17 protein-coding genes are annotated in these 21,355 nt (G+C 70.2%); 4 read left to right on the top strand and 13 right to left on the bottom strand.

Annotated features, from left to right (window positions below):
- Nucleotides 1–20 precede the first annotated feature (20 nt).
- The 5 genes from ABIE38_RS11070 to ABIE38_RS11050 are packed head-to-tail and all read right to left on the bottom strand — an operon-like array spanning nt 21 to nt 6,258.
- A complete protein-coding gene (locus ABIE38_RS11070) occupies nt 21–881 on the bottom strand; it encodes an HpcH/HpaI aldolase/citrate lyase family protein (RefSeq protein WP_354056231.1) in 861 nt (286 codons plus the stop codon).
- Nucleotides 878–1,420: a MaoC family dehydratase gene (locus ABIE38_RS11065; RefSeq protein WP_354056230.1), complete on the bottom strand. Its 543-nt coding sequence runs from the start codon at nt 1,418–1,420 to the stop codon at nt 878–880. Before ABIE38_RS11065 ends, ABIE38_RS11070 begins: the two co-directional genes overlap by 4 nt.
- 2 nt (nt 1,421–1,422) lie before the next feature.
- Nucleotides 1,423–2,568: an acyl-CoA dehydrogenase family protein gene (locus ABIE38_RS11060; RefSeq protein ID WP_354056228.1), complete on the bottom strand. Its 1,146-nt coding sequence runs from the start codon at nt 2,566–2,568 to the stop codon at nt 1,423–1,425.
- Complete coding sequence (locus ABIE38_RS11055) at nt 2,561–4,663, bottom strand: acetyl/propionyl/methylcrotonyl-CoA carboxylase subunit alpha (protein ID WP_354056227.1); 2,103 nt, start codon at nt 4,661–4,663, stop codon at nt 2,561–2,563. The genes ABIE38_RS11060 and ABIE38_RS11055 overlap by 8 nt, the downstream gene beginning before the upstream one ends.
- Nucleotides 4,664–4,668: 5 nt before the next feature.
- Nucleotides 4,669–6,258 carry a carboxyl transferase domain-containing protein gene (locus tag ABIE38_RS11050; protein WP_354056225.1) on the bottom strand — a complete coding sequence of 530 codons (1,590 nt, stop codon included), beginning with the start codon at nt 6,256–6,258 and terminating at the stop codon, nt 4,669–4,671.
- 293 nt (nt 6,259–6,551) lie between these two features.
- Between ABIE38_RS11050 and ABIE38_RS11045 the strand changes: the two genes are divergently transcribed.
- Nucleotides 6,552–6,842 carry a DUF1540 domain-containing protein gene (locus tag ABIE38_RS11045; RefSeq protein ID WP_354056223.1) on the top strand — a complete coding sequence of 97 codons (291 nt, stop codon included), beginning with the start codon at nt 6,552–6,554 and terminating at the stop codon, nt 6,840–6,842.
- 26 nt (nt 6,843–6,868) lie between these two features.
- Here ABIE38_RS11045 and ABIE38_RS11040 read toward each other — a convergent pair whose 3' ends face one another.
- The gene (locus ABIE38_RS11040) at nt 6,869–7,546 is read right to left on the bottom strand and encodes a hypothetical protein (protein ID WP_354056222.1); all 678 of its coding nucleotides are present in this window, start codon (nt 7,544–7,546) and stop codon (nt 6,869–6,871) included.
- A 137-nt stretch (nt 7,547–7,683) separates the two neighbouring features.
- Here ABIE38_RS11040 and ABIE38_RS11035 point away from each other — a divergent pair, with 137 nt between their 5' ends.
- Nucleotides 7,684–9,150, top strand: coding sequence for an amidase (locus ABIE38_RS11035; RefSeq protein ID WP_354056220.1), 1,467 nt, complete (start codon nt 7,684–7,686; stop codon nt 9,148–9,150).
- A 3-nt stretch (nt 9,151–9,153) separates the two neighbouring features.
- Here ABIE38_RS11035 and ABIE38_RS11030 read toward each other — a convergent pair whose 3' ends face one another.
- Nucleotides 9,154–9,621 (bottom strand): Lrp/AsnC family transcriptional regulator, encoded by a 468-nt coding sequence (locus ABIE38_RS11030; protein WP_354056218.1) that lies wholly within the window; start codon nt 9,619–9,621, stop codon nt 9,154–9,156.
- A gap of 167 nt (nt 9,622–9,788) precedes the next feature.
- Here ABIE38_RS11030 and ABIE38_RS11025 point away from each other — a divergent pair, with 167 nt between their 5' ends.
- Nucleotides 9,789–13,403, top strand: a complete 3,615-nt coding sequence (locus ABIE38_RS11025) for an indolepyruvate ferredoxin oxidoreductase family protein (protein WP_354056216.1) — start codon at nt 9,789–9,791, stop codon at nt 13,401–13,403.
- 21 nt (nt 13,404–13,424) lie between these two features.
- Here the strand turns inward: ABIE38_RS11025 and ABIE38_RS11020 are convergent, their stop codons facing one another.
- The 6 genes from ABIE38_RS11020 to sucC form a co-directional block, all read right to left on the bottom strand.
- Nucleotides 13,425–14,018 carry a TetR/AcrR family transcriptional regulator gene (locus ABIE38_RS11020; protein ID WP_354056214.1) on the bottom strand — a complete coding sequence of 198 codons (594 nt, stop codon included), beginning with the start codon at nt 14,016–14,018 and terminating at the stop codon, nt 13,425–13,427.
- 23 nt (nt 14,019–14,041) lie between these two features.
- Nucleotides 14,042–15,610: a bifunctional phosphoribosylaminoimidazolecarboxamide formyltransferase/IMP cyclohydrolase gene (gene purH, locus ABIE38_RS11015; protein ID WP_354056212.1), complete on the bottom strand. Its 1,569-nt coding sequence runs from the start codon at nt 15,608–15,610 to the stop codon at nt 14,042–14,044.
- Entirely contained in the window at nt 15,607–16,230 is a 624-nt protein-coding gene (gene purN / locus ABIE38_RS11010; protein ID WP_354056210.1) for a phosphoribosylglycinamide formyltransferase, read from the bottom strand. The genes purH and purN overlap by 4 nt, the downstream gene beginning before the upstream one ends.
- Nucleotides 16,231–16,290: 60 nt before the next feature.
- On the bottom strand, nt 16,291–17,907 hold the full coding sequence (locus tag ABIE38_RS11005) for a cell division protein PerM (RefSeq protein ID WP_354056208.1): 1,617 nt from the start codon (nt 17,905–17,907) through the stop codon (nt 16,291–16,293).
- 125 nt (nt 17,908–18,032) lie between these two features.
- Nucleotides 18,033–18,935 carry a succinate--CoA ligase subunit alpha gene (gene sucD / locus ABIE38_RS11000; RefSeq protein WP_354056206.1) on the bottom strand — a complete coding sequence of 301 codons (903 nt, stop codon included), beginning with the start codon at nt 18,933–18,935 and terminating at the stop codon, nt 18,033–18,035.
- Between the two features lie 21 nt (nt 18,936–18,956).
- Nucleotides 18,957–20,123 (bottom strand): ADP-forming succinate--CoA ligase subunit beta, encoded by a 1,167-nt coding sequence (gene sucC, locus ABIE38_RS10995; RefSeq protein WP_182615772.1) that lies wholly within the window; start codon nt 20,121–20,123, stop codon nt 18,957–18,959.
- A gap of 332 nt (nt 20,124–20,455) precedes the next feature.
- On the opposite strand from sucC, the gene ABIE38_RS10990 reads away from it, so the two are divergent.
- Nucleotides 20,456–21,316: a M23 family metallopeptidase gene (locus ABIE38_RS10990; RefSeq protein ID WP_354056204.1), complete on the top strand. Its 861-nt coding sequence runs from the start codon at nt 20,456–20,458 to the stop codon at nt 21,314–21,316.
- Nucleotides 21,317–21,355 lie beyond the last annotated feature (39 nt).

Genomic DNA, 21,355 nt, shown 5'->3' with positions numbered 1-21,355 from the left:
CGGTGTCGGGTGGCGGCGTATCAGGTGGCGGTGGCCGCGGCGCGACGCATCGTCGCCTCGGCCTGACGAAAGACGGGGCCGTCGACCATTCGGCCGTCCAGCCGGAAGACGCCCTGGTTGCTCCGGGCGGCGTCGAGGACCTTCCGGGCCCAGGCCACCTCGTCGTCGTCGGGCGCGTAGGCCTGTCGGACCACCGCCACTTGGGACGGGTGGATACAGGCCGTGGCCACGAACCCCAGGGCGACGGCGTCGAGCGCCTCGGCGCGCTGACCCGCCTCGTCGGCGATGTCCAGGTGGACCGAGTCCACCGCCCACCGACCGAACGCGGCCGCCGCGAGCGCGACCTGCGCCCGTGCGTGCCGGGGGACGTCGCGGTACTCCCCGGCGACCCGGGGGCCACCCGCCTCGACTGCCGAGAAACGACTGGTCGAGCCACCCATGGCGGCCAGGAGGTCCTCGGCGCCCCACATCATCCCGGCGCATCCGGGTGCGGCGGCGATCTCCGCGGCGCGGATCACGCCGAGAGGCGTCTCCACCAGCGCCAGGACCGCCGCGCCGGTGGCGGCGTGGACGTCGGCGACCTGTGCGGCCGACTCGGTCTTGGCGAGCATGACGCAACGGTATCCGGTCCCGGCGAGGGCCTCGAGGTCCGCGGCGTGATCATCGGTGTCGACCGGGTTGACTCGGACGATCGTGCGCTCCGGATCCAGGTCGGAGGCCATGAGCGCCTCCCGGGCGGCCGGTCGGGCGTCCGGTGCGACCGCGTCCTCCAGGTCGACGATCACCACGTCCGCGCGGTCGGCCGCCTTGCCGTACCGCTCGGGGCGGTCGGCCGGGCAGAACAGCAGTGCCGGACCGGGCGGGATCCAGGCCGGGGTCATGCCGACCCCTCCCCCGCCTGATCGGCCGGACGCTTGCGGACCAGCGTCTTGCGGACGGCCCTGGCCACCACGTCACCGTGCTGGTTGCGGCCGATGTGCTCGAGCGTCACGATGCCCTCGCCCGGACGCGACCTCGACTCCCGCTTGTCGGTGCACACCGTCTCGGCGTAGAGGGTGTCCCCGTGCAACACGGGCTTGGGGAAGGTGACCTCGGAGAACCCGAGGTTGGCCACGATGGTGCCCTGGGTGAGCTGCGCGACCGACAGCCCGACCAGGGTCGACAGCGTGTGCATGGAGTTCATGAGACGCTCTCCGCCGAAACCGGGCTGCTCGGCCGACCACGCGGCGTCCAGGTGCAGGGCCTGGGTGTTCATGGTGAGCGTGGTGAACAGGACGTTGTCCGTCTCGGTCATCGTGCGGCCGGGGCGGTGGAGGTACGCCGTGCCGACCTCGTACTCCTCGAACCACAGTCCGCGCTGGACGACTTCCTTGCGGGTCCCGGTGTCGGTCTGTGTCTCGGTGCCGGTCTGTTCGGTCATGACTACAGCCCCAGACCGCGCGCGATCAGCATGAGCTGCACCTCGGTGGTGCCCTCGCCGATCTCGAGGATCTTGGAGTCCCGGTAGTGCCGGGCCACCAGGTACTCGTTCATGAACCCGTAGCCGCCGTGGATCTGGGTGGCGTCCCGGGCGTTGTCCATGGCTGCCTCGGAGGAGACCATCTTGGCGATGGCGGCCTCCTTCTTGAAGGGCTTGCCGGCCAGCATGAGACGCGCGGCCTCGTAGTAGGCGCAGCGAGCGGTGTGGGCGCGGGCCTCCATGCGGGCGATCTTGAAGGAGATCGCCTGGAACGACCCGATCTTCTGGCCCATGGACTCGCGTTCGCGCGCGTACTTCACCGACTCGTCGACGCAACCCTGTGCGGCACCGGTGGCGACCGCGGCGATCGCGATGCGGCCCTCGTCGAGGATCGACAGGAAGTTCGCGTACCCGCGCCCCTCCTCGCCGAGGATGTTCTCCGCCGGTACCCGCACGTCGGAGAACGTCAGCGGGTGGGTATCGGAGGAGTTCCAGCCGACCTTGTCGTACGCCGGTTCGACCGTGAAGCCGGGCGTGCCCGACGGGACGATGATGGTCGAGATGGCCTTCTTGCCGTTGTCCCGCACGCCGGTCACCGCCGTGACATTGACCAACGAGGTGATGTCGGTTCCCGAGTTGGTGATGAACTGCTTGTTGCCGTTGACCACCCACTCGTCGCCGTCCCGCTTGGCGGTGGTCTTGGTGGCGCCGGCGTCCGACCCCGCACCGGGCTCGGTGAGGCCGAAGCCCGCGAGCTTCTTGCCCGCGGCGAGATCGGGCAGCCACGTGTTCTTCTGCTCGTCGGTGCCGAAGTGGTAGATCGGCATCGCGCCGAGGCCCACACCGGCCTCGAGCGTCATGGCGGTCGACTGGTCGACACGGCCCAGTTCCTCGAGTGCCAGGGAGAGGGCGAAGTAGTCGCCGCCCATGCCGCCGAACTCCTCCGGGAAGGGCAGGCCGAACAGGCCCATCTCGCCCATCTTGGCGACGATCTCGTACGGGAACGTGTGGCTGCGGTCGTGCTCGGCCGAGGCGGGGGCGACCACCTTGTCGGCGAACTCGGCGACCGTCGACTTCAAGTCGGCGTAGTGCTCTTCCAACTCAGGCATTGCCTTCTCCTTCGGATTCCTCGGTGGAGGGGTGGGGCTCGACGGTGCTCGGTTCGACCGTCGCGAGCAGGTGGTCGGCGGGCACCTGCTCGCCGGTGGAGACGTTCAGCCGGACCACTCCGTCGATCGGTGCCGACAGGGCGTGTTCCATCTTCATGGCCTCGACGGCCAGGACGTTCTGGCCCGCGGTCACCTCGTCGCCGTCGGCGACGAAGCACGCGATGACCGACCCGGGCATGGGGCTGAGGATCTGACCGTCCGACAACCCGGCGTCGTGGATCCGGGAGTCGATCAACGGGAGCAGCCGCAGGTCCCAGGTGCCACCGTCGCCGGCCACCCAGAAGGTGTCCGCCGCCCTGGGGTCAGCAGAGCGGACGACGGTCCAGCGCTGCTGGGTTCCGTCGACGGTCAGTCGCAGCGACCCGCCGTCCCGGGCGACTCTGGCCCGGTGCCGAGAGGTGACCTCGGGCTCGGCCGTGGAGCCGATCGTGGCGTCGGTGATGGTCACCTCGGCGTCGTCGGGTGTTCCCCTGAGGCCGACGGTGACGGCGTCCGAACCCGGGCCGGAGTCCAGCCGGGTCCACACCTCGGCGCGCCCGCCGACCCGCCAGCCGTTGGGCACGTCCCACGGTCCGCGCCGGGCGGCCGGGACGCGGGCCCAGCGCTCCTCGGTGCGGTGCATGGCCACGGCGACCAGTGCACCCTCGGGCGCCGGGGTGGCGGTGTAGTCGTCGAGGGTCCGGTCGAGCAGTCCCGTGTCGAGGTCGCCGGCGACGACCTCCGGCTGGGAGAGCAGGAACCGGCAGAAGTCGATGTTGGTCCGCAGGCCCAGTACGTGGGTGCCGGCCAGCGCGGCGTCGAGCCGGGCCAGTGCCTCGGCGCGGTCGGAGCCGTGGGCGATGACCTTGCCGAGCATCGGGTCGTAGTCGCTGCCGACGACCGTGCCGACGCGCAGGCCGGAATCCACGCGGATGCCGTCACCCGAGGGCTCTTCCAATCCGAGGACGGTGCCGCCGGTCGGCAGGAAGCCCTTGGCCGGGTCCTCCGCGTAGACGCGGGCCTCGATCGCGTGGCCGGTGAGGGTGATGTCCTCCTGGCGCAGCGTCAGCTCCTCGCCCGCGGCGATGCGGACCTGCCAGTCCACCAGGTCGACGCCGGTCACCATCTCGGTGACCGGGTGCTCGACCTGCAGACGGGTGTTCATCTCCATGAAGAAGAACTCGTCCGGGGCGTTGGCCGAGACGATGAACTCGACCGTGCCGGCGCCCACGTAACCGACCGAGCGGGCGGCGTCGCACGCGGCGGTGCCGATGCGCTGGCGGGTGACCTCGTCGAGCAGCGCGCTGGGCGCCTCCTCGATGACCTTCTGGTGGCGGCGCTGTAGCGAGCACTCACGCTCGCCCAGGTGGATGACGTTGCCGTGCGTGTCGGCGAGGACCTGCACCTCGATGTGTCGGGGGGTGTCGACGAAGCGCTCGAGGAACAGCGTGTCGTCGCCGAAGGCGCCTGCCGACTCGCGGCGGGAGGAGTCGAGCGCGGCGCGCAGGTCCTCCGGTCGCTCCACGCGTCGCATGCCCTTGCCGCCGCCGCCCGCGGACGGCTTGACGAGGACCGGGTACCCGACCTCGTCGGCGCCGGCCACCAACTCGTCGTCGGTCAGTCCCGGCCGCGAGATCCCGGGCACGGTGGGCACGTCACGAGCCGAGACCGCCGCCTTGGCCGTGATCTTGTCGCCCATGGTCTCGATCGCGGTGGCCGGCGGCCCCACGAAGATCAGGCCCGCCTCCTCGAGCGCCCGCGCGAACCGCGAGTTCTCCGACAGGAAGCCGTATCCCGGGTGGACGGCCTGCGCGCCGGTCCGGCGGCACGCGTCGATCACCTTCTCGAAGTCCAGATAGGACTGCGAGGCCTGGGCCGGGCCCAGGCGGACCGCGGCATCGGCCATGCGCACGTGGAGGGCGTCCGCGTCCGCGTCGGAGTAGACGGCGACCGAGCGGATACCCGCGGCCCGCAGGGAACGGATCACGCGGCACGCGATCTCGCCGCGGTTGGCCACAAGAACGGTGTGGAGTTTCTGGGTCAATGCCTCTGACATGGGGCTCACATCCTGAAGACGCCGTTGTTGACCGGCTCGAGGGGGGCGTTGGCCGCGGCCGCGAGGGCCAGGCCGAGGACGGTACGGGTGTCGGCGGGATCGATGATCCCGTCGTCCCACAGTCGGGCCGTGGAGTAGTACGCGGTGGACTGCTCCTCGAACTGCTCGCGGATCGGTGCGGTGAACTCCGCTTGTTGCTCGTCCGTCCACTCCCCGCCCGACTTGGTGACCTGCGCGGCGCGCACCGAGGCGAGGGTGTCGGCCGCCTGGGGACCGCCCATCACCGCGATCTTGGCGTTGGGCCACATCCACAGGAATCGCGGCGAGTATGCACGGCCGCACATGGAGTAGTTGCCGGCACCGAAGGACCCGCCCACGACGACGGTGAACTTGGGGACCCGCGCGCATGCCACGGCCGTGACCATCTTGGCGCCGTTCTTGGCGATGCCGCCCGCCTCGTACTGGCGGCCGACCATGAAGCCGGTGATGTTCTGCAGGAAGACCAGCGGGATCTTGCGGCGGTCGCACAGTTCGATGAAGTGCGCACCCTTGAGCGCGGACTCGGAGAAGATGACGCCGTTGTTGCCGATGATCCCCACCGGATGACCGTGGATCCGCGCGAACGCGGTGACCATCGAGGCACCGTAGTTCTCCTTGAACTCGGTGTACTCGCCGCCGTCGACGATCGTGCCGATGAGTTCGCGCACGTCGTAGGGCTGGCGGGAGTCGACCGGGACGAGGTCGTAGAGGTCGGTCTGCGGGCGGACGGGCTCGCGGGGCTCGAGCACCTCCCAGTCCGGCTCGGGCGCCGGTGGGCAGGTCGCCACGATCTGGCGGACCTTCATGAGCGCGTCGTAGTCGTCGTCGGCCAGGTGGTCCACCACACCGGAGGTCTTGGCGTGCAGGTCGCCGCCCCCGAGCTCCTCGGCGGTGACCTCCTCGCCGGTGGCCGCCTTCACCAGCGGCGGGCCGGCGAGGAAGATCGTGCCCTGGTTCCGGACGATCACGGCCTCGTCGCTCATCGCCGGGACGTAGGCGCCGCCGGCGGTGCACGACCCCATGACCGCGGCGATCTGCGGGATGCCCTTGGCGGACATGTTCGCCTGGTTGTAGAAGATCCGGCCGAAGTGGTCACGGTCCGGGAAGACCTCGTCCTGCTGCAGGAGCATCGCCCCGCCGGAGTCCACGAGGTAGATGCACGGGAGGTTGTTGGCCATCGCCACCTCCTGGCCGCGCAGGTGCTTCTTCACCGTCATCGGGTAGTAGGTGCCGCCCGAGACGGTCGCGTCGTTGGCGATCACCAGGCACTCGCGCCCGGATACCCGGCCGATCCCGGCGACGACACCGGCGCCCGGCGCCTTGCCCCCGTACATCTCCTCGGCGGCCAGCGGGGACAGCTCGAGGAACGGGCTACCGGGATCCAGGAGGACGTCCACCCGCTGGCGGGCGAGGAGCTTGCCCCGCTCGAGGTGACGGGCACGGGCCTTCTCCCCACCGCCCATCGCGGCCCGCTCGAGGCGGTCGCGGAGGTCGGTGAGGAGCTCCTCGTGCGCCTGGCGATTGGTGGTCGGGCGATCGGTGGTCGCGGAAGTCATCAGCGCCGCTCCCTTTCAGTTAAGTCGGATTAACTGAGTTCGACCATAGTGCTACGGCTCACAGATGTCCAGGGGGGATCCGCGGCCGCACACTCCTCCCGGAGGCGGCGGGGGGACGCGGCCCGCGGGGTTCACGATGCGGCCGTACAGGGAAAGTGCTGGTCAGATGCTTAGGCTAACCTGACTTAGCACAGGCTCTCCTTGCTTGCAAGTCAAGGCGATCAGGGGTTGACTCGGGGACACCCGAACGGTCCGCGGCAACCGGATCACCCCCGATACGAGGAGCAACCGTCATGGCCACTCTCACCGGAATCAGCAACTGCACCGTCACCACGTGCTCGTTCAACGCCGACGCGGACTGCACGGCGCCGGCGATCACCGTGGCGGGATCGCCCGACCACGCCGAGTGCGGGACCTTCATCTCGCTCGATGTGCGGGGCGGCCTGCCCACCGCCAGCGCGCACGTCGGCGCGTGTCAGCGCGTCGAGTGCGCGCACAACAAGGATCTGCTCTGTTCGGCGGAGTCGGTGAAGATCGGCTCCGGGGCCGATACCGCCGATTGCCTGACCTACTCCCCGGCGTAGATAGCCGGGGACGCGTGGACCGGGGCTCAGCTCGCCCGGGCCACGTACTGGCCCATCTCACGAACCACGTCACCGACGCACTGCGCCCGGGTCATGAACGGCAGGTGCACGACATCGGCGTCGCGGCCGAGCGCGGTCAGCAGGTGGAGTCCGTCCGGATCGACGCCCAGGACGAACGGCGGATGGGCCGGATCGCCCGACCCCGCCAGGATCGCCAGGTGCTCCCCGAACCGCGCCCGGATCTCGTCCGCGAGACCGGGCGCCTGGGAGGCCAGCGGGTCCGAGGGCACCGCATCCAGGTCTCGGGCGAGAACCGTTCCCTCGTGGCCGAGCCGGCGCACCTGCAGCTCGCCGAGCTCGATCTCGATCTCGACGACCCACCCCTCGCCCTGGCGTGCCGCACGCGCCACACCGAAGCCGTAGAGGCTGGCGACGTGTACCTTCGCCTCGACGATCGGGGCGAACTCGTCGATCATCACGACCACCTCGACCGAGGAACCCGGCTCCACGATCAGATCGGACCACGGCGCGGGGGCCCCGGTGACGACGACGGCACCTCCACCGATCCAGCGGTGCTGCGCGGCCACCATGACGTCCGAGCGGTTCCGGGAGCCGCGGACGGCGACCGTGGCGATGCCCGCGCCGTCCAGGAGACGTCGGGCGCCCGTGACGACCGGATCCGACACGATCGGGTGCACTGCCATTGTTTGCCCTCCACGGGTCGCCCGCTACACGGCGAGATCTCTGGTACGTGAATAAGGTGACGCTCGCCTTACTTAGGTACACCTAAGATGCACGAATACCTCGGTCGCTGTCAAGGGGGACGCCCTACAGTGGACGCGTGACCGACACCACAACCGATGCCGTCGCCGAGTCGACCCCCGCCGGACTGCCGCGCCGCGTGCACGCCTTCCGCGACGATGCGCTCGGGTACGACGACGCCTCAGCCCTCGCGGAGAAGGTCCGCAGGCGGGAGGTCTCACCCGCGGAACTGGTCGAGGCCGCCATCGAGCGTTGCGCCACGGTGGACCCCGTTCTGGGCGCCCTGGTGCACACCGACTACGACCGCGCGCGCCACCGGGCGGACTGGGTCCGGAACTCCCAGTTCTCCGCCCCGCTCGCCGGCGTGCCGTCGGCGTTCAAGGACGCTGTCCGGGTGGAGGGCCTACCCATGACGCTCGGCTCGTCCGCAGTCCCCACCCGACCGGCTCTCCACGACGGCCCCTACGCACCGCTCTTCCGTGCGACCGGACTGATCCCGGTGGGCACGACCGCGATGCCGCCGTTCGGCTGGACCGCCGCCACCGAGCGGCAGGGCGGGCTCGTCACCCGGAACCCGTGGGACACCGGCCGCACCAGCGGCGGGTCCTCGGGGGGATCCGCCGCACTGGTGGCCGCCGGCGCGTTGCCGATCGCGCACGCCAATGACGGCGGCGGCTCGATCCGGATCCCCGCGGCGGTCACCGGCCTGGTGGGGTTCAAACCCAGTCGCGGCAGACACCCCGACGAGAAGTTCTCGGCGAACATGCCAATACCGATCATCTCCCAGTCCGTGGTCACCCGGTCCGTTCGCGACACGGTGGCGTTCCTGACCGCCTTCGAAGCGGGGCACCGTCCGGTGGGGGTCCCGCCGCTGGGCTCGGTCGCGCAGGCCCCCGGGCGTCGACTGCGGATCGGCCTCGTCGAACACAGTCCCGCGGGCGACCCGACAGATGCCGCCACCCTGGCGGTGTTGCGGGAGGCCGCCGACCGGCTGGCGGCGCTGGGCCACGAGATCGTGCCGACCCCCGCGCCTGTGCCGGACTCGTTCCGCGAGGACTTCATCGCCTACTGGGGACTGCTCGCCCTGGGCACCTCCTCGGGCGGCCGGGGCATGTTCAGCCCGGAGTTCGCGGCGGAGCGGCTCGACCCGTTCACGATCGGCCTCGCCGCGATGGCCAGGCGGGGTCTGCCCTCGCTCCCCCTGCACCTGTACCGCCTCTATCGGACCAGGCGGCGGTTCGACTCGGCGTTCGGCGAGTTCGACGTCTATCTCAACCCGGTGGTCAACCACGAGACCCCCGAGGTCGGGTATCTGGATGCGGACCTGCCCTACGAGACCCACCTCGAGCGGGTCTCCAACTGGGTGACCTTCACGCCCCTACAGAACATCGCCGGGTCGCCCGCCGTCTCGCTTCCCACCGGCCGGGCGCCGGACGGCCTGCCCATCGGCGTGCACCTGTCGGCGAGGATCGGTCACGACCGCCTGCTTCTCGAACTCGCCTCCGAGTACGAGCAGGCCTACCCGTTCGCCCGCATCTGGGAGTGAGTCTCACTCGTCCAGCAACTGGGCGACACGCGGGCCGACCCGTCGCCGCAGGACCACCTCGGTGCGGGTGCGCAGGACACCCGGTGTGGCGATGATGGCGCTGAAGACCTCCTCGAGATGCGAGTGGTCCCGGGCCACGACGCGGCAGACGATGTCGAACTCCCCCGCCACGCTCATCACCTCGAGGACCTCGCGCACCTCCGCCAGGCCGGTGCAGGTCGCCTCCAGCTCGGCCTGCGCCACCTGGACGTGAACCAACGCCGAGAGCGGGAACCCGAGCGCCGCCGGATCGAGGGTCGGCGCCCAGGACGAGATCACCCCCCGGGCCTCGAGCTTGTCCAACCGCGCCTGCGCGGTCCCGCGGGCCACCCCGAGGCGGCGGGAGAACTCGCGCACCCCGACCCTGGGGGACGCCAGGACGATCTCGAGCAGTCGCCGGTCGGTGTGATCGAGATCGGAAGCCGTATCCATGTGTACACAGTATTCCACCGATCACTGCGCACTATGTCCATCCTTGTCCCGATTCCAGCCAGCATTGTGCACATACTGTACTGCTTTACTCTGGCCACGTGACGCGCATCACCCACGCGCCTAGCCTGGAGGCACAGTACTCGTCTTTCGAAGGCCAGGTGTGACCGATGACCTCTCTTCTCGGCCCCCCGAGCGGGACCCATGATGATCTGCCCCGTACCGGGCAAGCGGACGCCACCTCGTTCTCGCTCTCCGACCGCTACACGCGGGAGAGCGGCACGGTGTTCCTCACCGGCATCCAGGCCCTGGTCCGCACGGTCCGCGACCGCGCGCGACTGGACCGCAGGCAGAACCTGCTCACCGCGAGTCTCGTCAGTGGTTACGAGGGCTCGCCACTGGCCGGCTACGACCTCGAGCTGGCCAGGCGCGGGAGGTTCCTCGATCCGTTCGACGTGGTCCACCGCCCCGCCCTCAACGAGGAGGCCGCCGCCACGGCCGTCATGGGGTCGCAGCTCGCGCGGCGCACGGGCACCCTCCGGGCGACGAACCACACCGGCGGCGCGCCACTGCAGGGCGTCGTCGGGTACTGGTACGGCAAGGCCCCCGGTCTGGACCGCGCGACGGATGCGATCCGCCACGCCAATCTCATCGGCACCGACCCCCGCGGGGGCGCGGTGGCGCTTGTCGGTGACGACCCCGGAGCCAAGTCCTCGACCGTGCCGTGCTCGTCGGAGCTCGCGCTCGCTGACCTGTACCTCCCGACGCTCTACCCCGCGGACTCCCAGGACGTGCTGGACTTCGGTGTCCACGCGGCGATCCTCTCCCGAGTCTCGGGCCTGTGGTCGGCCATGAAGATCTCCTCGCACGTCGCCGACGCCTCGTCCACCGCGCTGGTGGACCCGGATCGGATCCTGCCCGTCTACGGCGATCTGGGCGCGAGCCCACACGTGCCCTCGGGCCAGCTGCTCGGGTCCAGTCTCATGGAGTTGGAGCAGAACCAGCTCACGATCCGGATCCCCCGCGCGCTGGAGTACGCCCGGCTCAACAGACTCAACCGGATCGTGCAGTCGACCGCCGACGACCGGATCGGGATCGTCGCGGCCGGCAAGAGCTACCTCGACGTCCGCGAGTCGCTGCGCCGGTTGGGCCTGGACGACGCCGAGCTCGCCCGCCGTGGCATCCGGATCCTCAAGCTCGGCATGGTCTACCCGATCGAGCGCACGGTTCTCGACGAGTTCATGACCGGCCTCGACGAGGTGATCGTGGTGGAGGAGAAGCGCGACTTCATCGAGACGATGATCCGCGAGATCCACTTCCGCCGTGCGGGCGTCGCGAACGTCGTGGGCAAGACCCACGAGGACGGTTCCACACTGTTCAGCCGCTTCGGTGAACTCGACGTCGACGCCGTGACCAGGGGCCTCGCGCAGCGGCTGGGCCGCGTCCACGGGGTCGAATCGGCGAAGGCCTGGCTCGACGGACCGGGCCGCGGCCGCTCACGCATCTCCCTGCCGCTGGCCACCACCCGCACCCCCTACTTCTGCTCGGGGTGCCCGCACAACAGTTCCACCAAGGTGGCGGACGGGACGCTCGTGGGCGGCGGCATCGGCTGCCACGCGATGGTTCTGCTCATGGACGAAGACCAGGTCGGCACCGTCACGGGGGTCACCCAGATGGGCGGCGAGGGACTCCAGTGGACCGGTATGGCCCCGTTCCTGACCGAACGCCACATGGTGCAGAACATCGGCGACGGCACGTTCATGCACTCCGGTTCGCTCGCCCTCCGCGCGGCCGTCGCCTCGGGCGACAACATCACCTACAAGCTGCTCTACAACGGCACGGTGGCCATGACGGGCGGCCAGGACCCGGTCGGCGAGATGTCGCTGCCGGAGATCCTGCGGCTCCTGCTCGCGGAGCGGGTCGCCAAGATCGTCGTCACCACCGACGACGTCAAGGCCACGAGGTCCCAGGGGCTGCCCCGCGGAATCGAGGTCCGCGACCGCCGCGACACGCTCGAGGTCCAGAAGGAGCTCGCCACGGTCCCCGGGGTGACCGTGCTGGTCCACGACCAGTTCTGCGCGGCCGAGAAGCGCCGCCACCGCAAGCGCGGCACCTACCCCACCCCGGCCGAGCGGGTGATGATCAACGAACGCATCTGCGAGGGCTGCGGCGACTGCGGCAAGAAGTCCAACTGCCTGTCGGTCCATCCGGTGGACACCGAGTTCGGACGCAAGACCCGGATCGACCAGTCGACCTGCAACTTCGACTTCTCATGCCTGGAGGGCGACTGCCCGGCCTTCGTCACGGTGGTGCCGGGCACAGGAACCGAGCGCGTGGCCACGGCACCGGACCTGGACGCGGCCGCCCTCCCTGAACCGACCCGGGTCGCGGTCGACGCCGACCGTGGCTTCTCGCTTCGCCTCACCGGGATCGGAGGGACTGGGATCGTCACCGTCTCGGCCGTACTGGCGACCGCCGCTGTGCTGGACGGCAACTCCGCCCGCACGCTCGACATGACGGGTCTGGCGCAGAAGGGTGGCGCGGTGGTCTCCGATGTCCGAGTGGCGCGGACCCCGCTCGAGCAACCCCCGAAGATCGGAGCCGGGGACTGCGACCTCTACCTGTGTTGTGACGGGCTCGTGGGCGCGGACGACGCCAACCTCAAGGTCGCCCACCCGGACCGCACCACCGCGGTGGTCTCCACCACCCGCATCCCCACGGGGACCATGGTGATTGACACCGCCGTGCACTACCCGTCGACATCGGACATCCAATCGGCCATCGATCGCGCCTCCAGGCGGGGCGTCTACCTGAACCCCGGCGAGATCACGGAGAACCTCTTCGGGTCCACGCAGGCGTCCAACATGCTCATGGTGGGGGCGGCGTACCAGAGCGGCGCCCTGCCGATCTCCGCCCGGGCGATCGAGCGGGCGATCGAACTCAACGGGGTCGCGGTCGCGGCGAATCTGCAGGCGTTCCGTCGTGGCCGCCAGGCCGTCGCGGCTCCGGAGGCCCTGGCCGCACTGGTCGCCGATCTGCACCGGCCGGTGTCCACGGCGACACCGGACCTGCACGAGCCGTCCCCTGCCGCGGAGCGCCTGCTCACCGGCCTGGGCGAGTCCGCCTCCGACGAGCTCCGCGCCGCGGTCGCCCTGCGTGTCGACGAGCTGATCGGCTTCCAGAACGAGGCCTACGCGGCCGACTACGTCCGCCGGGTCGAGGGCCTGCGCGCGGCCGAGGCCCGACAGGACGGTCCGGCCGGCGCACCCGGGGAGCGGCTCACCCTCGCCGTGGCCAGGAACCTGCACAAACTCATGGCCTACAAGGACGAGTACGAGGTCGCCCGGCTGGCGGTCGACCCCGAATTCGCGGCGCAGGTCACCGAGGAGTGGGGCGAGGGCGCCGTCCCCAGACTCAAGCTGCATCCGCCGGCGCTGCGCGCGATGGGGATGAAGCGGAAGATCTCGATCGGCCCGAGGGCCATGCCCGCCATGAAGGCGCTGGCGAGGATGAAGCGCCTGCGCGGTACCCCGCTCGACATATTCGGGTACGCCCACGTCCGCAGGGTGGAGCGCGAACTCCTGGCCGGGTACCGCGAACTGGTCGACCGACTCACCGCCGACCTGCAGCGCACGGGCCCCGTCGGTAGGAACGCCACCTGGCACGACACCGCCGTGGCGCTGGCCGAACTACCGGACCTGGTGCGCGGATACGAGGACGTCAAGCTCGACAACGTGGAGCGCTACCGGGAGGAGCGGACGCGGCTGCTCGAGGCCCTGAACTGACCGGGCCAGAGCGGCACGGTATCAGGACCGCAGAGCCGCCGATGCCATCGCGGTGAGGACCCGCCGCAGTTCGGCCTCGGCCATCGAGGGCAACCGCGGACTGGAGTTGAGAAGACCGAACACCGCGTGGACGTGGGCGCGCGCATCCACGGCGGGCAGTTCCGGGCGGAGCCGAACGAGCGCGTCGACCCACATCTCGGCGTACTCGCGCTGGAGCCTGCGCACCTCATGTCGGGGACCGGCCGGGAGGGCGCCGAGGTCACGGAACTGGACGCTGATGAGATCCGGTTCGGTCGCCACGAAGTCCACGTGGACCCCCAACAGCGCGTCCAGGACCTCGGCCGGGTCCCCACCCCGGTCCACCGCGGCCCGCCCGCCGTCGCGGAGCCGACGCGAGATGTCGAGCAACATCTCGGCGAGCACGTCCTCCTTGGAGGAGAAGTACCGGTACATGCCCGGGCCCGAAATGCCGACCTCGGCACCGATGTCGTCCAGTCGCACGGCGTGGAAGCCCCGCCGTGCCATCAGCCGGGCCGCCGCGACGAGGATCTCGTCCCGGCGCCGGGCCTTGGCCTGGGCACGAGGGGTCAGTGCCGTGGCCTCCTGCTGATCCATCTGCGACCTCGGCACCGTCGGACTCAGTGGAAGAAGTGCCGGGCGCCGGTGAAGTACATCGTGATCCCGGCCTTCTCGGCGGCCTCGATCACCTCGGCGTCCCGGACGGACCCGCCCGGCTGCACCACCGCGCGCACCCCGGCCTCGGCGAGCACCTCGAGCCCGTCGGCGAACGGGAAGAACGCGTCCGACGCCGCCACGGCCCCGGCCACCCGCTCCCCCGCGCGCTGTACCGCGAGCCGGGCCGAGTCCACGCGGTTGACCTGACCCATGCCCACGCCGACCGTGGCACCGGACTGGACCAACAGGATGGCGTTCGACTTGACCGCCCGGCAGGCACGCCACGCGAACAGCAGGTCGCGCAGGGTCTGCTCATCGGCGTCGGCGCCGCACGCCTTGGTCCAGCCCTCGGTCACATCACCGTGGGCGTCCAGGGAGTCGCGCTGCTGTACCAGCACACCGCCGGAGATCTGCTTGCGCTCGAGCTCCGCCGACGCCGGCGCCGTGGCCTCGAGGATCCGGATGTTCTTCTTCCGCTGCAGGATCTCCACGGCACCGTCGGCGTAGGAGGGCGCGATGATCACCTCGGTGAAGATCTCGGCCACCTGCTCGGCCATCTCCATGGTCACCTCACGGTTGGCGGCGATCACCCCGCCGAACGCGCTGACGGGGTCGCACTCGTGGGCGGCGCGGTGGGCCGCGGCGATGTCGGCGTCGATAGCGATGCCGCACGGGTTGGCGTGCTTGATGATCGCCACGCACGGCTCGGCGTGGTCGAAGGCGGACCGCCAGGCGGCGTCACCGTCGACGTAGTTGTTGTAGCTCATCTCCTTGCCGTGCAGCTGCTCGGCCTGGGCGAGGCCGGGTGCGGCGGCGGAGTCGGTGTACAGGGCCGCGCTCTGGTGCGGGTTCTCGCCGTAGCGCAGGGTGGCGGCCAGGTCGAGGCTCTGCCCCTGCCACACCGGGAAGCCCTCGGCGCCGTCCTGTGCGGGGGTCGCGGTCTGCTCCGTCATCCAGGTTGCCACCGCGACGTCGTAGGCGCCGGTGTGGCGGAAGGCGGCGGCGGCGAGCCGTCGGCGCTCCTCCAGCGGGAATCCGCCAGCGGCCACCGCGTCCAGTGCCTCGCCGTACCCGGCCGGGTCCACCAGCACCGCGACGGACGGGTGGTTCTTGGCCGCCGCGCGGACCATGGACGGGCCACCGATGTCGATCTGCTCCACGCACGCGTCATAGTCCGCGCCGGAGGCGACGGTGTCGGTGAAGGGATAGAGGTTGACGACGACGAGCTCGAACGGCTGCACACCGAGTTCAGCGATCTGCTCGAGGTGTTCCGGCTTGCGCGTGTCGGCCAGGATGCCCGCGTGGACCCGCGGGTGCAGGGTCTTGACCCGACCCTCGAGGCATTCGGGGAACCCGGTCAGGTCCTCGACGGGCGTCACCGCGACCCCCGCGGCCGCGATGCGCTGAGCGGTGGAACCGGTCGACACGATCTCGACGCCGGCGGCCGCCAGACCCCGCGCGAAGTCCTCGAGTCCGGTCTTGTCGTAGACGCTGATGAGCGCACGGCGAACGGGCCTGCGGGAGTCGGTCACGATAGGTGCACCTTTCGACCTTCGGTGTGGAGTCGGCCACGGGCGGCGGCCGCGAGGATGTCGACGAGCAGCTCGCGCTCGACGACCTTGATTCGTTCGTGGAGGGACGCCTCGGTGTCGTCGGGGAGGACGTCGACGGCGCACTGGGCGATCACCGGACCCGTGTCCACCCCGGCGTCGACCAGGTGGACGGTGCATCCGGTGACCCTCACCCCGTAGGCGAGTGCGTCCCGCACCGCGTGGGCGCCGGGGAAGGACGGCAGCAGGGCCGGATGGGTGTTGACCACGCGCCCGGCGAACTCACCGAGGAACGCCTCGCCGAGGATCCGCATGAAGCCCGCGGAGACGACCCAGTCCGGTGAGAACCCGCGCACCGCGTCGGTCAGCGCACGGTCCCAGGACGGGCGGTCGGGGTGGTCGGCGGGCCGGACGACCGCGGTGGGCAGTCCGGCGGTCCGGGCGCGGGCCACGGCCTCGCAGTCGCGGTCGGAGACCAGGCCGACCACCCGGTAGGGGCAGTCGGCCCCGCCGGACGAGTCCAGGACGCTCTGCGCGAGCGTGCCGGCACCGGAGGCCAGGAGTACGACCTGGCAGGGTGCTCCGGACTCGGAACTGTCCACGTCCTACGCTCCCGCCCGTCGATCCACCTGCCCGCAGGATTCCCGGGCACGGGTCGCAGTCTAGTCGGAGGCCTTCGGGCGCTCGTCATGGCTCTCCCCGGGCACCTCGGCTTCGACTGCCGCTACGCCGTCTTCCGCGGCGCCCTCCCCGTCCCCCTCGTGCACTCCGCCGGAGTCCGGCGCCGTCGCGCTCGCGGAGTCGGGGGAATCGGGACGGAGATCCGGCACCTCGTCGTCGTCGGACCTATCGCCGTCGGACTCGTCGTCTTCGTCGAACCCGTCGCCGTCGGACCCGTCGCCGTCGGACCCGTCCCTGTCGGTTTCATCACCGTCGGACACGTCGTCGTCGGGCCCGCCCTCCCCCGGGATGTCCTCACTTTCGGGCACGTCGTCAGGTCCCGCCTGCGACGGTTCCGGTTCCGTCCCCGCCCCGACCTCCGGTTCCGGCTCCGTCTCTTCCCCGGGTGCCGTCCCGGCGCGGCGGCGCCGACGCTCGAGCTCACTCTCCGCTCGCTCGCGGCGCCGCGTGAGGCCGGCGAGGGACAGTGCGATCGTGGCGGAACCGATCACACCGAAGATCGCCAGCGCGGTCCCCGCGGCGATCAGCGACCCGGTTCCCACCGTGCCGAGCACCCCGAGTTCGCCACCCGCCACGACCGGGCTGACGGCCACGACGAGTGCGACGATCGCGGCGGCCAGCCACGCGGCCTTGACCGCGTCGGCGGTGGTGCGGAACCAGTGCGCGACCGCACGGGCGAGCCCGGCCGCCACGAGTACCGTCACCAACAGCAGCGCCTGCATCGTCCAGTGCGGATCCGTCGTGGGCAGCGCCGCCGCGAGCGGGATCTCGGGCATCGGCCCCCGGGACACGGCGAACACACTGTACGAGGCCTCCCCGAGGTGGGCCTCGCCGCCGACCGCGAGGGTGGCCGCGGCCATGACGACGTTGGGCAGGTAGGCGATGGAGATCGCCGCGAGCGCCGCGGTGCCCGTGAAATCCTTGCCGATCTCCAGGACCGAACCGACCGGCCCCCACGCGGCCAGGAGACCGATCAGCAGGAGGATCGAGGCGATGGCCCAGACTGCCGCCACGAACGCCGACCCCAGATGGATCCCACCGCGCACCCAGAGCGGCAGGATCTCTCGGAGATCCCGACGGAAGTACAGCCACACCCCCGAGCCGGATCCGACCAAGGCCACTGCCGACGTCCAGAGCAGTGCCGTCGACAGGGAGGCCTCTCGCACGGCGAAATCCGAGGCTGCGGACCCGACGAGCAGCGAGGCCAGACCCGTCAGCAGCAACCCCGCCAGCGTCACACCCGCCACGGCGGCGGCGGCCTCGCGCGGACCGGGCTCCTCGACATCTGCCAGCACCGCGCGGGTCTGCCGAGCCAGGACCGCGACGTAGATCAACGGCGGGAGCAGGGGCAGGAAGCCCAGGGACACCGCGTCCACGGTGAGCGGCACACGGTTGACCACCAGCCACTCCACTGCGACTACCGCGAACAGCGAGTCGAACCCTCGCGCGGTGAACACCAAAATCGCCAGCGTGACGGCAGCGAGGACCAGGACGGTGACGATGACGGGGAGCGCAGCGGCCGCTGCCGTCCACAGCAGCGATCGGGCGCCCGCCGGGGTCCGTCTCGCGGCGGGCCGGATGACACGTGGAGGACTCACCCTGCCACCGTAGAGACCCGCCCACCCACGCCCGCCCCCGGCACGCCGCGACCCCCGCCATCCGGGGATGGGCGGGGGTCGGGGAACGCTCACTCGCGGCGGCCCGGAGGACTGCCGCGGGTGGATCACATGGCGTCGAGGATCTCCTTGGCGAGCGCCGCGGTCGCGGACGGCGTCTTGCCGACCTTGACACCGGCGGCCTCGAGGGCGTCCTGCTTGGCCTGCGCGGTACCCGCGGAGCCCGACACGATGGCGCCGGCGTGGCCCATGGTCTTGCCCTCGGGAGCCGTGAAGCCCGCCACGTAGCCGACGACCGGCTTGGTGACGTTGTCCTTAATGTAATCGGCCGCACGCTCCTCGGCGTCGCCGCCGATCTCGCCGATCATCACGATGACCTTGGTCTCCGGATCGTTCTCGAAGGCCTCGATGCAGTCGATGTGCGTGGTACCGATGATCGGGTCGCCGCCGATACCGATGGCGGTCGAGAAGCCGTAGTTGGCGAGCTCGTACATCATCTGGTAGGTCAGGGTGCCCGACTTGGACACGAGTCCGATCGGGCCCTTACCGGCGATGTTGGCCGGAGTGATGCCGACCAGCGACTCGCCCGGCGTGATGATGCCCGGGCAGTTGGGGCCGATGATGCGGGTCTTGTTGCCCTTGGCCACGTTGTAGTTCCACGCGTCGGCGGTGTCCAGGACCGGGGCGCCCTCGGTGATGACCACGGCCAGCGGGATCTCCGCGTCGATGGCCTCGATGATGGCGTCCTTGGTGAACGGCGGCGGGACGAAGAGGATCGTCACGTCGGCACCGGTGGCCTCCATGGCCTCGGAGACGCTGCCGAACACGGGGAGCTCGACGTCGTTGCCGTCGGCGTCCTTGTGGGCCACGGTGGTGCCGGCCTTGCGGGCGTTGACGCCACCGACGACCTGGGTCCCGGCCGCGAGCATGCGGGCGGTGTGCTTGGTGCCCTCACCGCCGGTGATGCCCTGGACGATGACCTTGCTGCCTGAGTTAAGGAAGATCGACATATCTGGTTGTTCCTACTCTTCCTACTTGGAGGCCAGCTCGGCGGCCTTGTCGGCGCCGGAGTCCATGTTGTCGGCCAGGGTCACGAGCGGGTGGTTGGCGTCGGCGAGGATCTTGCGACCCTCCTCGACGTTGTTGCCGTCCAGGCGGACGACCAGCGGCTTGTTGGCCTCGTCGCCCAGCATCTCCAGGGCCTTGACGATGCCGTTGGCCACCGCGTCACAGGCGGTGATGCCACCGAACACGTTGACGAAGACGCTCTTGACCTGCTCGTCGCCGAGAATCACGTCGAGCCCGTTGGCCATGACCTCGGCCGAGGCGCCGCCGCCGATGTCGAGGAAGTTGGCGGGCTTGACGCCCCCGTGGTTCTCGCCGGCGTAGGCGACGACGTCCAGCGTGGACATGACCAGCCCGGCGCCGTTGCCGATGATGCCGACCTGACCGTCGAGCTTGACGTAGTTGAGGTCGTTCTCCGCGGCCTTCTGCTCGAGCGGGTCCGTGGTGCCGGCGTCGGCGAAGTCAGCGAACATCTCCTTGTGACGGAACTCGGCGTTCTCGTCCAGGGTGACCTTGCCGTCCAGCGCGAGGATCTCGTCGTTCGGGGTACGAACGAGCGGGTTGACCTCGACGAGGGTGGCGTCCTCGTTGACGAACACCTCGTACAGCTTGGCGATGGTCACGGCGGCCGCGTCCAGCACCTCCTCGGGGAGGTGGCCGGCGGCCGCGATCTCGCGTGCCTTGGCCACGTCGACGCCGACCGTGGGGTCGATGTTGATCCGCGCGAGGCGGTCCGGGGACTCCTCGGCGACCTGCTCGATCTCCACGCCGCCCTCGACCGAGCACATGGCGAGGTAGTTGCGGTTGGAACGATCGAGGACGAAGGAGATGTAGTACTCCTCCGCGATGTCGCTGGCCTCGGCCACGAGGAGCTTCTTGACGATGTGGCCCTTGATGTCCAGGCCAAGGATGTCCTCGGCCCGCGCACGCGCTTCGGTGGCGTCCTCCGCCAGCTTCACGCCGCCGGCCTTGCCACGGCCTCCGACCTTGACCTGCGCCTTGACGACGACAGGCTTGCCGATCTCGGCCGCGACCTTCTCGGCCTCCTCCGCGGTATCCGCGACGCGCCCCGGGGTGGTGGGGACGTCATGCTTCGCGAAAAGAGCCTTTGCCTGGTATTCAAAGAGATCCATCAGCTCACCATCTTGACGTGGGTAGATTCGCCCGGCCCTGTTGAAAGCCGAGTCAACCCTCATCCTAAGCGGGCAGTGTGTCGCCCGTCGCACCCTGGGGGTAGACGTGTGTGTCGGGTCACAGATCCCCGGGGCCACTAGGCCACTCAGGCCGCCACACGCGACACGACACTTCACTCCAAGCCCCTCGACAACTGGAGTCACACCGGTGTGATCCACCCCTCCCCATCGGACGGCCCGTTACCTTGCGGCACCGTTGCCGATCCGTTACTTTGGGGGACGTCTTGATCACGGAAAGATCACAGCACGACCTCAGAGGGGAAACGCCACCGGTGAAGAACGAGTCGCAGCACGTACCACCAGCGACTCCTGTCGTCGTACCCGCCTCCGGAGCACACAGCGGAGGGCGTCACCGTCTCCCCGCTCCCCCGCACGCCCTTCGTGGGCGCGCCGCCGTCCTGGCCGTCGCCGCCGGCGCCGCGGTGTCCGCCGCCTCCGCAGGGTCCGTCATGGACTTCGCGGGCACCCACTCCGCCGAGGCCGGCGACATCGCCCTCCTCGCCAACGGTGAGGCGGCACCGGCGACCGGTGCGTCCGACGCGCCGTCGACCTCCACCCCCGCCACTCCCTCTCTCCCCGAGCCCGTGGTCGTGTCGACTCTCGATGCGGAGTCGGAGAACGCTCAGTCGGCCATGCTCTACGCCGGCACCGAGATCAACACACAGCGGGAGATCGCCGAGGAGCAGGCCCGGCGCCCGAAGGTCGCTCTCCCCGCCGTGGGCACCTTCACCTCGGGGTTCGGGATGCGCTGGGGTGCGATGCACGCCGGCATCGACATCGCCAACGCCAACGGCACCCCAATCCTCGCGGCGACCGACGGCGTCGTGATCGACTCGGGCCCCGCCCAGGGTTACGGCAACTGGATCCGGATCATGTCGGACGACGGCACGATGACCGTCTACGGCCACATGGAGTCGCTCGACGTCCGCGAGGGTGAGCGCGTCTACGCCGGCCAGAAGATCGCCGGCATGGGCAACATGGGCTTCTCGACGGGGTCCCACCTTCACTTCGAGGTGCTGCTCAACGGCGGCACCCAGCACGTCGACCCGGTCATCTGGCTGGCCCAGCACGGCATCCATCTCGCGGGCGCCGGCAGCGTGGAGGGCTCGACCTCCAACATCTTCGGGAGCTGACCTCCCACCTGGGCAGTCGTCCACGGCAGGACCCGGTCA

The sequence above is a fragment of the Dietzia sp. 2505 genome, from assembly GCF_040546785.1.
In the GTDB taxonomy this organism is placed as follows: domain Bacteria; phylum Actinomycetota; class Actinomycetes; order Mycobacteriales; family Mycobacteriaceae; genus Dietzia.
The sequence above is the reverse complement of the archived record's forward strand: the minus strand, read 5'-3'. Positions and strand labels throughout refer to the sequence as shown.

What these genes read in the sequence shown, in the direction of transcription:
- ABIE38_RS11040 (WP_354056222.1), bottom strand. Translation starts at nt 7,546, where the DNA reads ATGGCAGTGCACCCGATCGTGTCGGATCCGGTCGTCACGGGCGCCCGA.
- ABIE38_RS11020 (WP_354056214.1), bottom strand. Translation starts at nt 14,018, where the DNA reads ATGGATCAGCAGGAGGCCACGGCACTGACCCCTCGTGCCCAGGCCAAG.
- ABIE38_RS11030 (WP_354056218.1), bottom strand. Translation starts at nt 9,621, where the DNA reads ATGGATACGGCTTCCGATCTCGATCACACCGACCGGCGACTGCTCGAG.
- ABIE38_RS11045 (WP_354056223.1), top strand. Translation starts at nt 6,552, where the DNA reads ATGGCCACTCTCACCGGAATCAGCAACTGCACCGTCACCACGTGCTCG.
- ABIE38_RS11050 (WP_354056225.1), bottom strand. Translation starts at nt 6,258, where the DNA reads ATGACTTCCGCGACCACCGATCGCCCGACCACCAATCGCCAGGCGCAC.
- ABIE38_RS11055 (WP_354056227.1), bottom strand. Translation starts at nt 4,663, where the DNA reads ATGTCAGAGGCATTGACCCAGAAACTCCACACCGTTCTTGTGGCCAAC.
- sucC (WP_182615772.1), bottom strand. Translation starts at nt 20,123, where the DNA reads ATGGATCTCTTTGAATACCAGGCAAAGGCTCTTTTCGCGAAGCATGAC.
- ABIE38_RS11065 (WP_354056230.1), bottom strand. Translation starts at nt 1,420, where the DNA reads ATGACCGAACAGACCGGCACCGAGACACAGACCGACACCGGGACCCGC.
- ABIE38_RS11070 (WP_354056231.1), bottom strand. Translation starts at nt 881, where the DNA reads ATGACCCCGGCCTGGATCCCGCCCGGTCCGGCACTGCTGTTCTGCCCG.
- ABIE38_RS11060 (WP_354056228.1), bottom strand. Translation starts at nt 2,568, where the DNA reads ATGCCTGAGTTGGAAGAGCACTACGCCGACTTGAAGTCGACGGTCGCC.
- sucD (WP_354056206.1), bottom strand. Translation starts at nt 18,935, where the DNA reads ATGTCGATCTTCCTTAACTCAGGCAGCAAGGTCATCGTCCAGGGCATC.
- ABIE38_RS11025 (WP_354056216.1), top strand. Translation starts at nt 9,789, where the DNA reads ATGACCTCTCTTCTCGGCCCCCCGAGCGGGACCCATGATGATCTGCCC.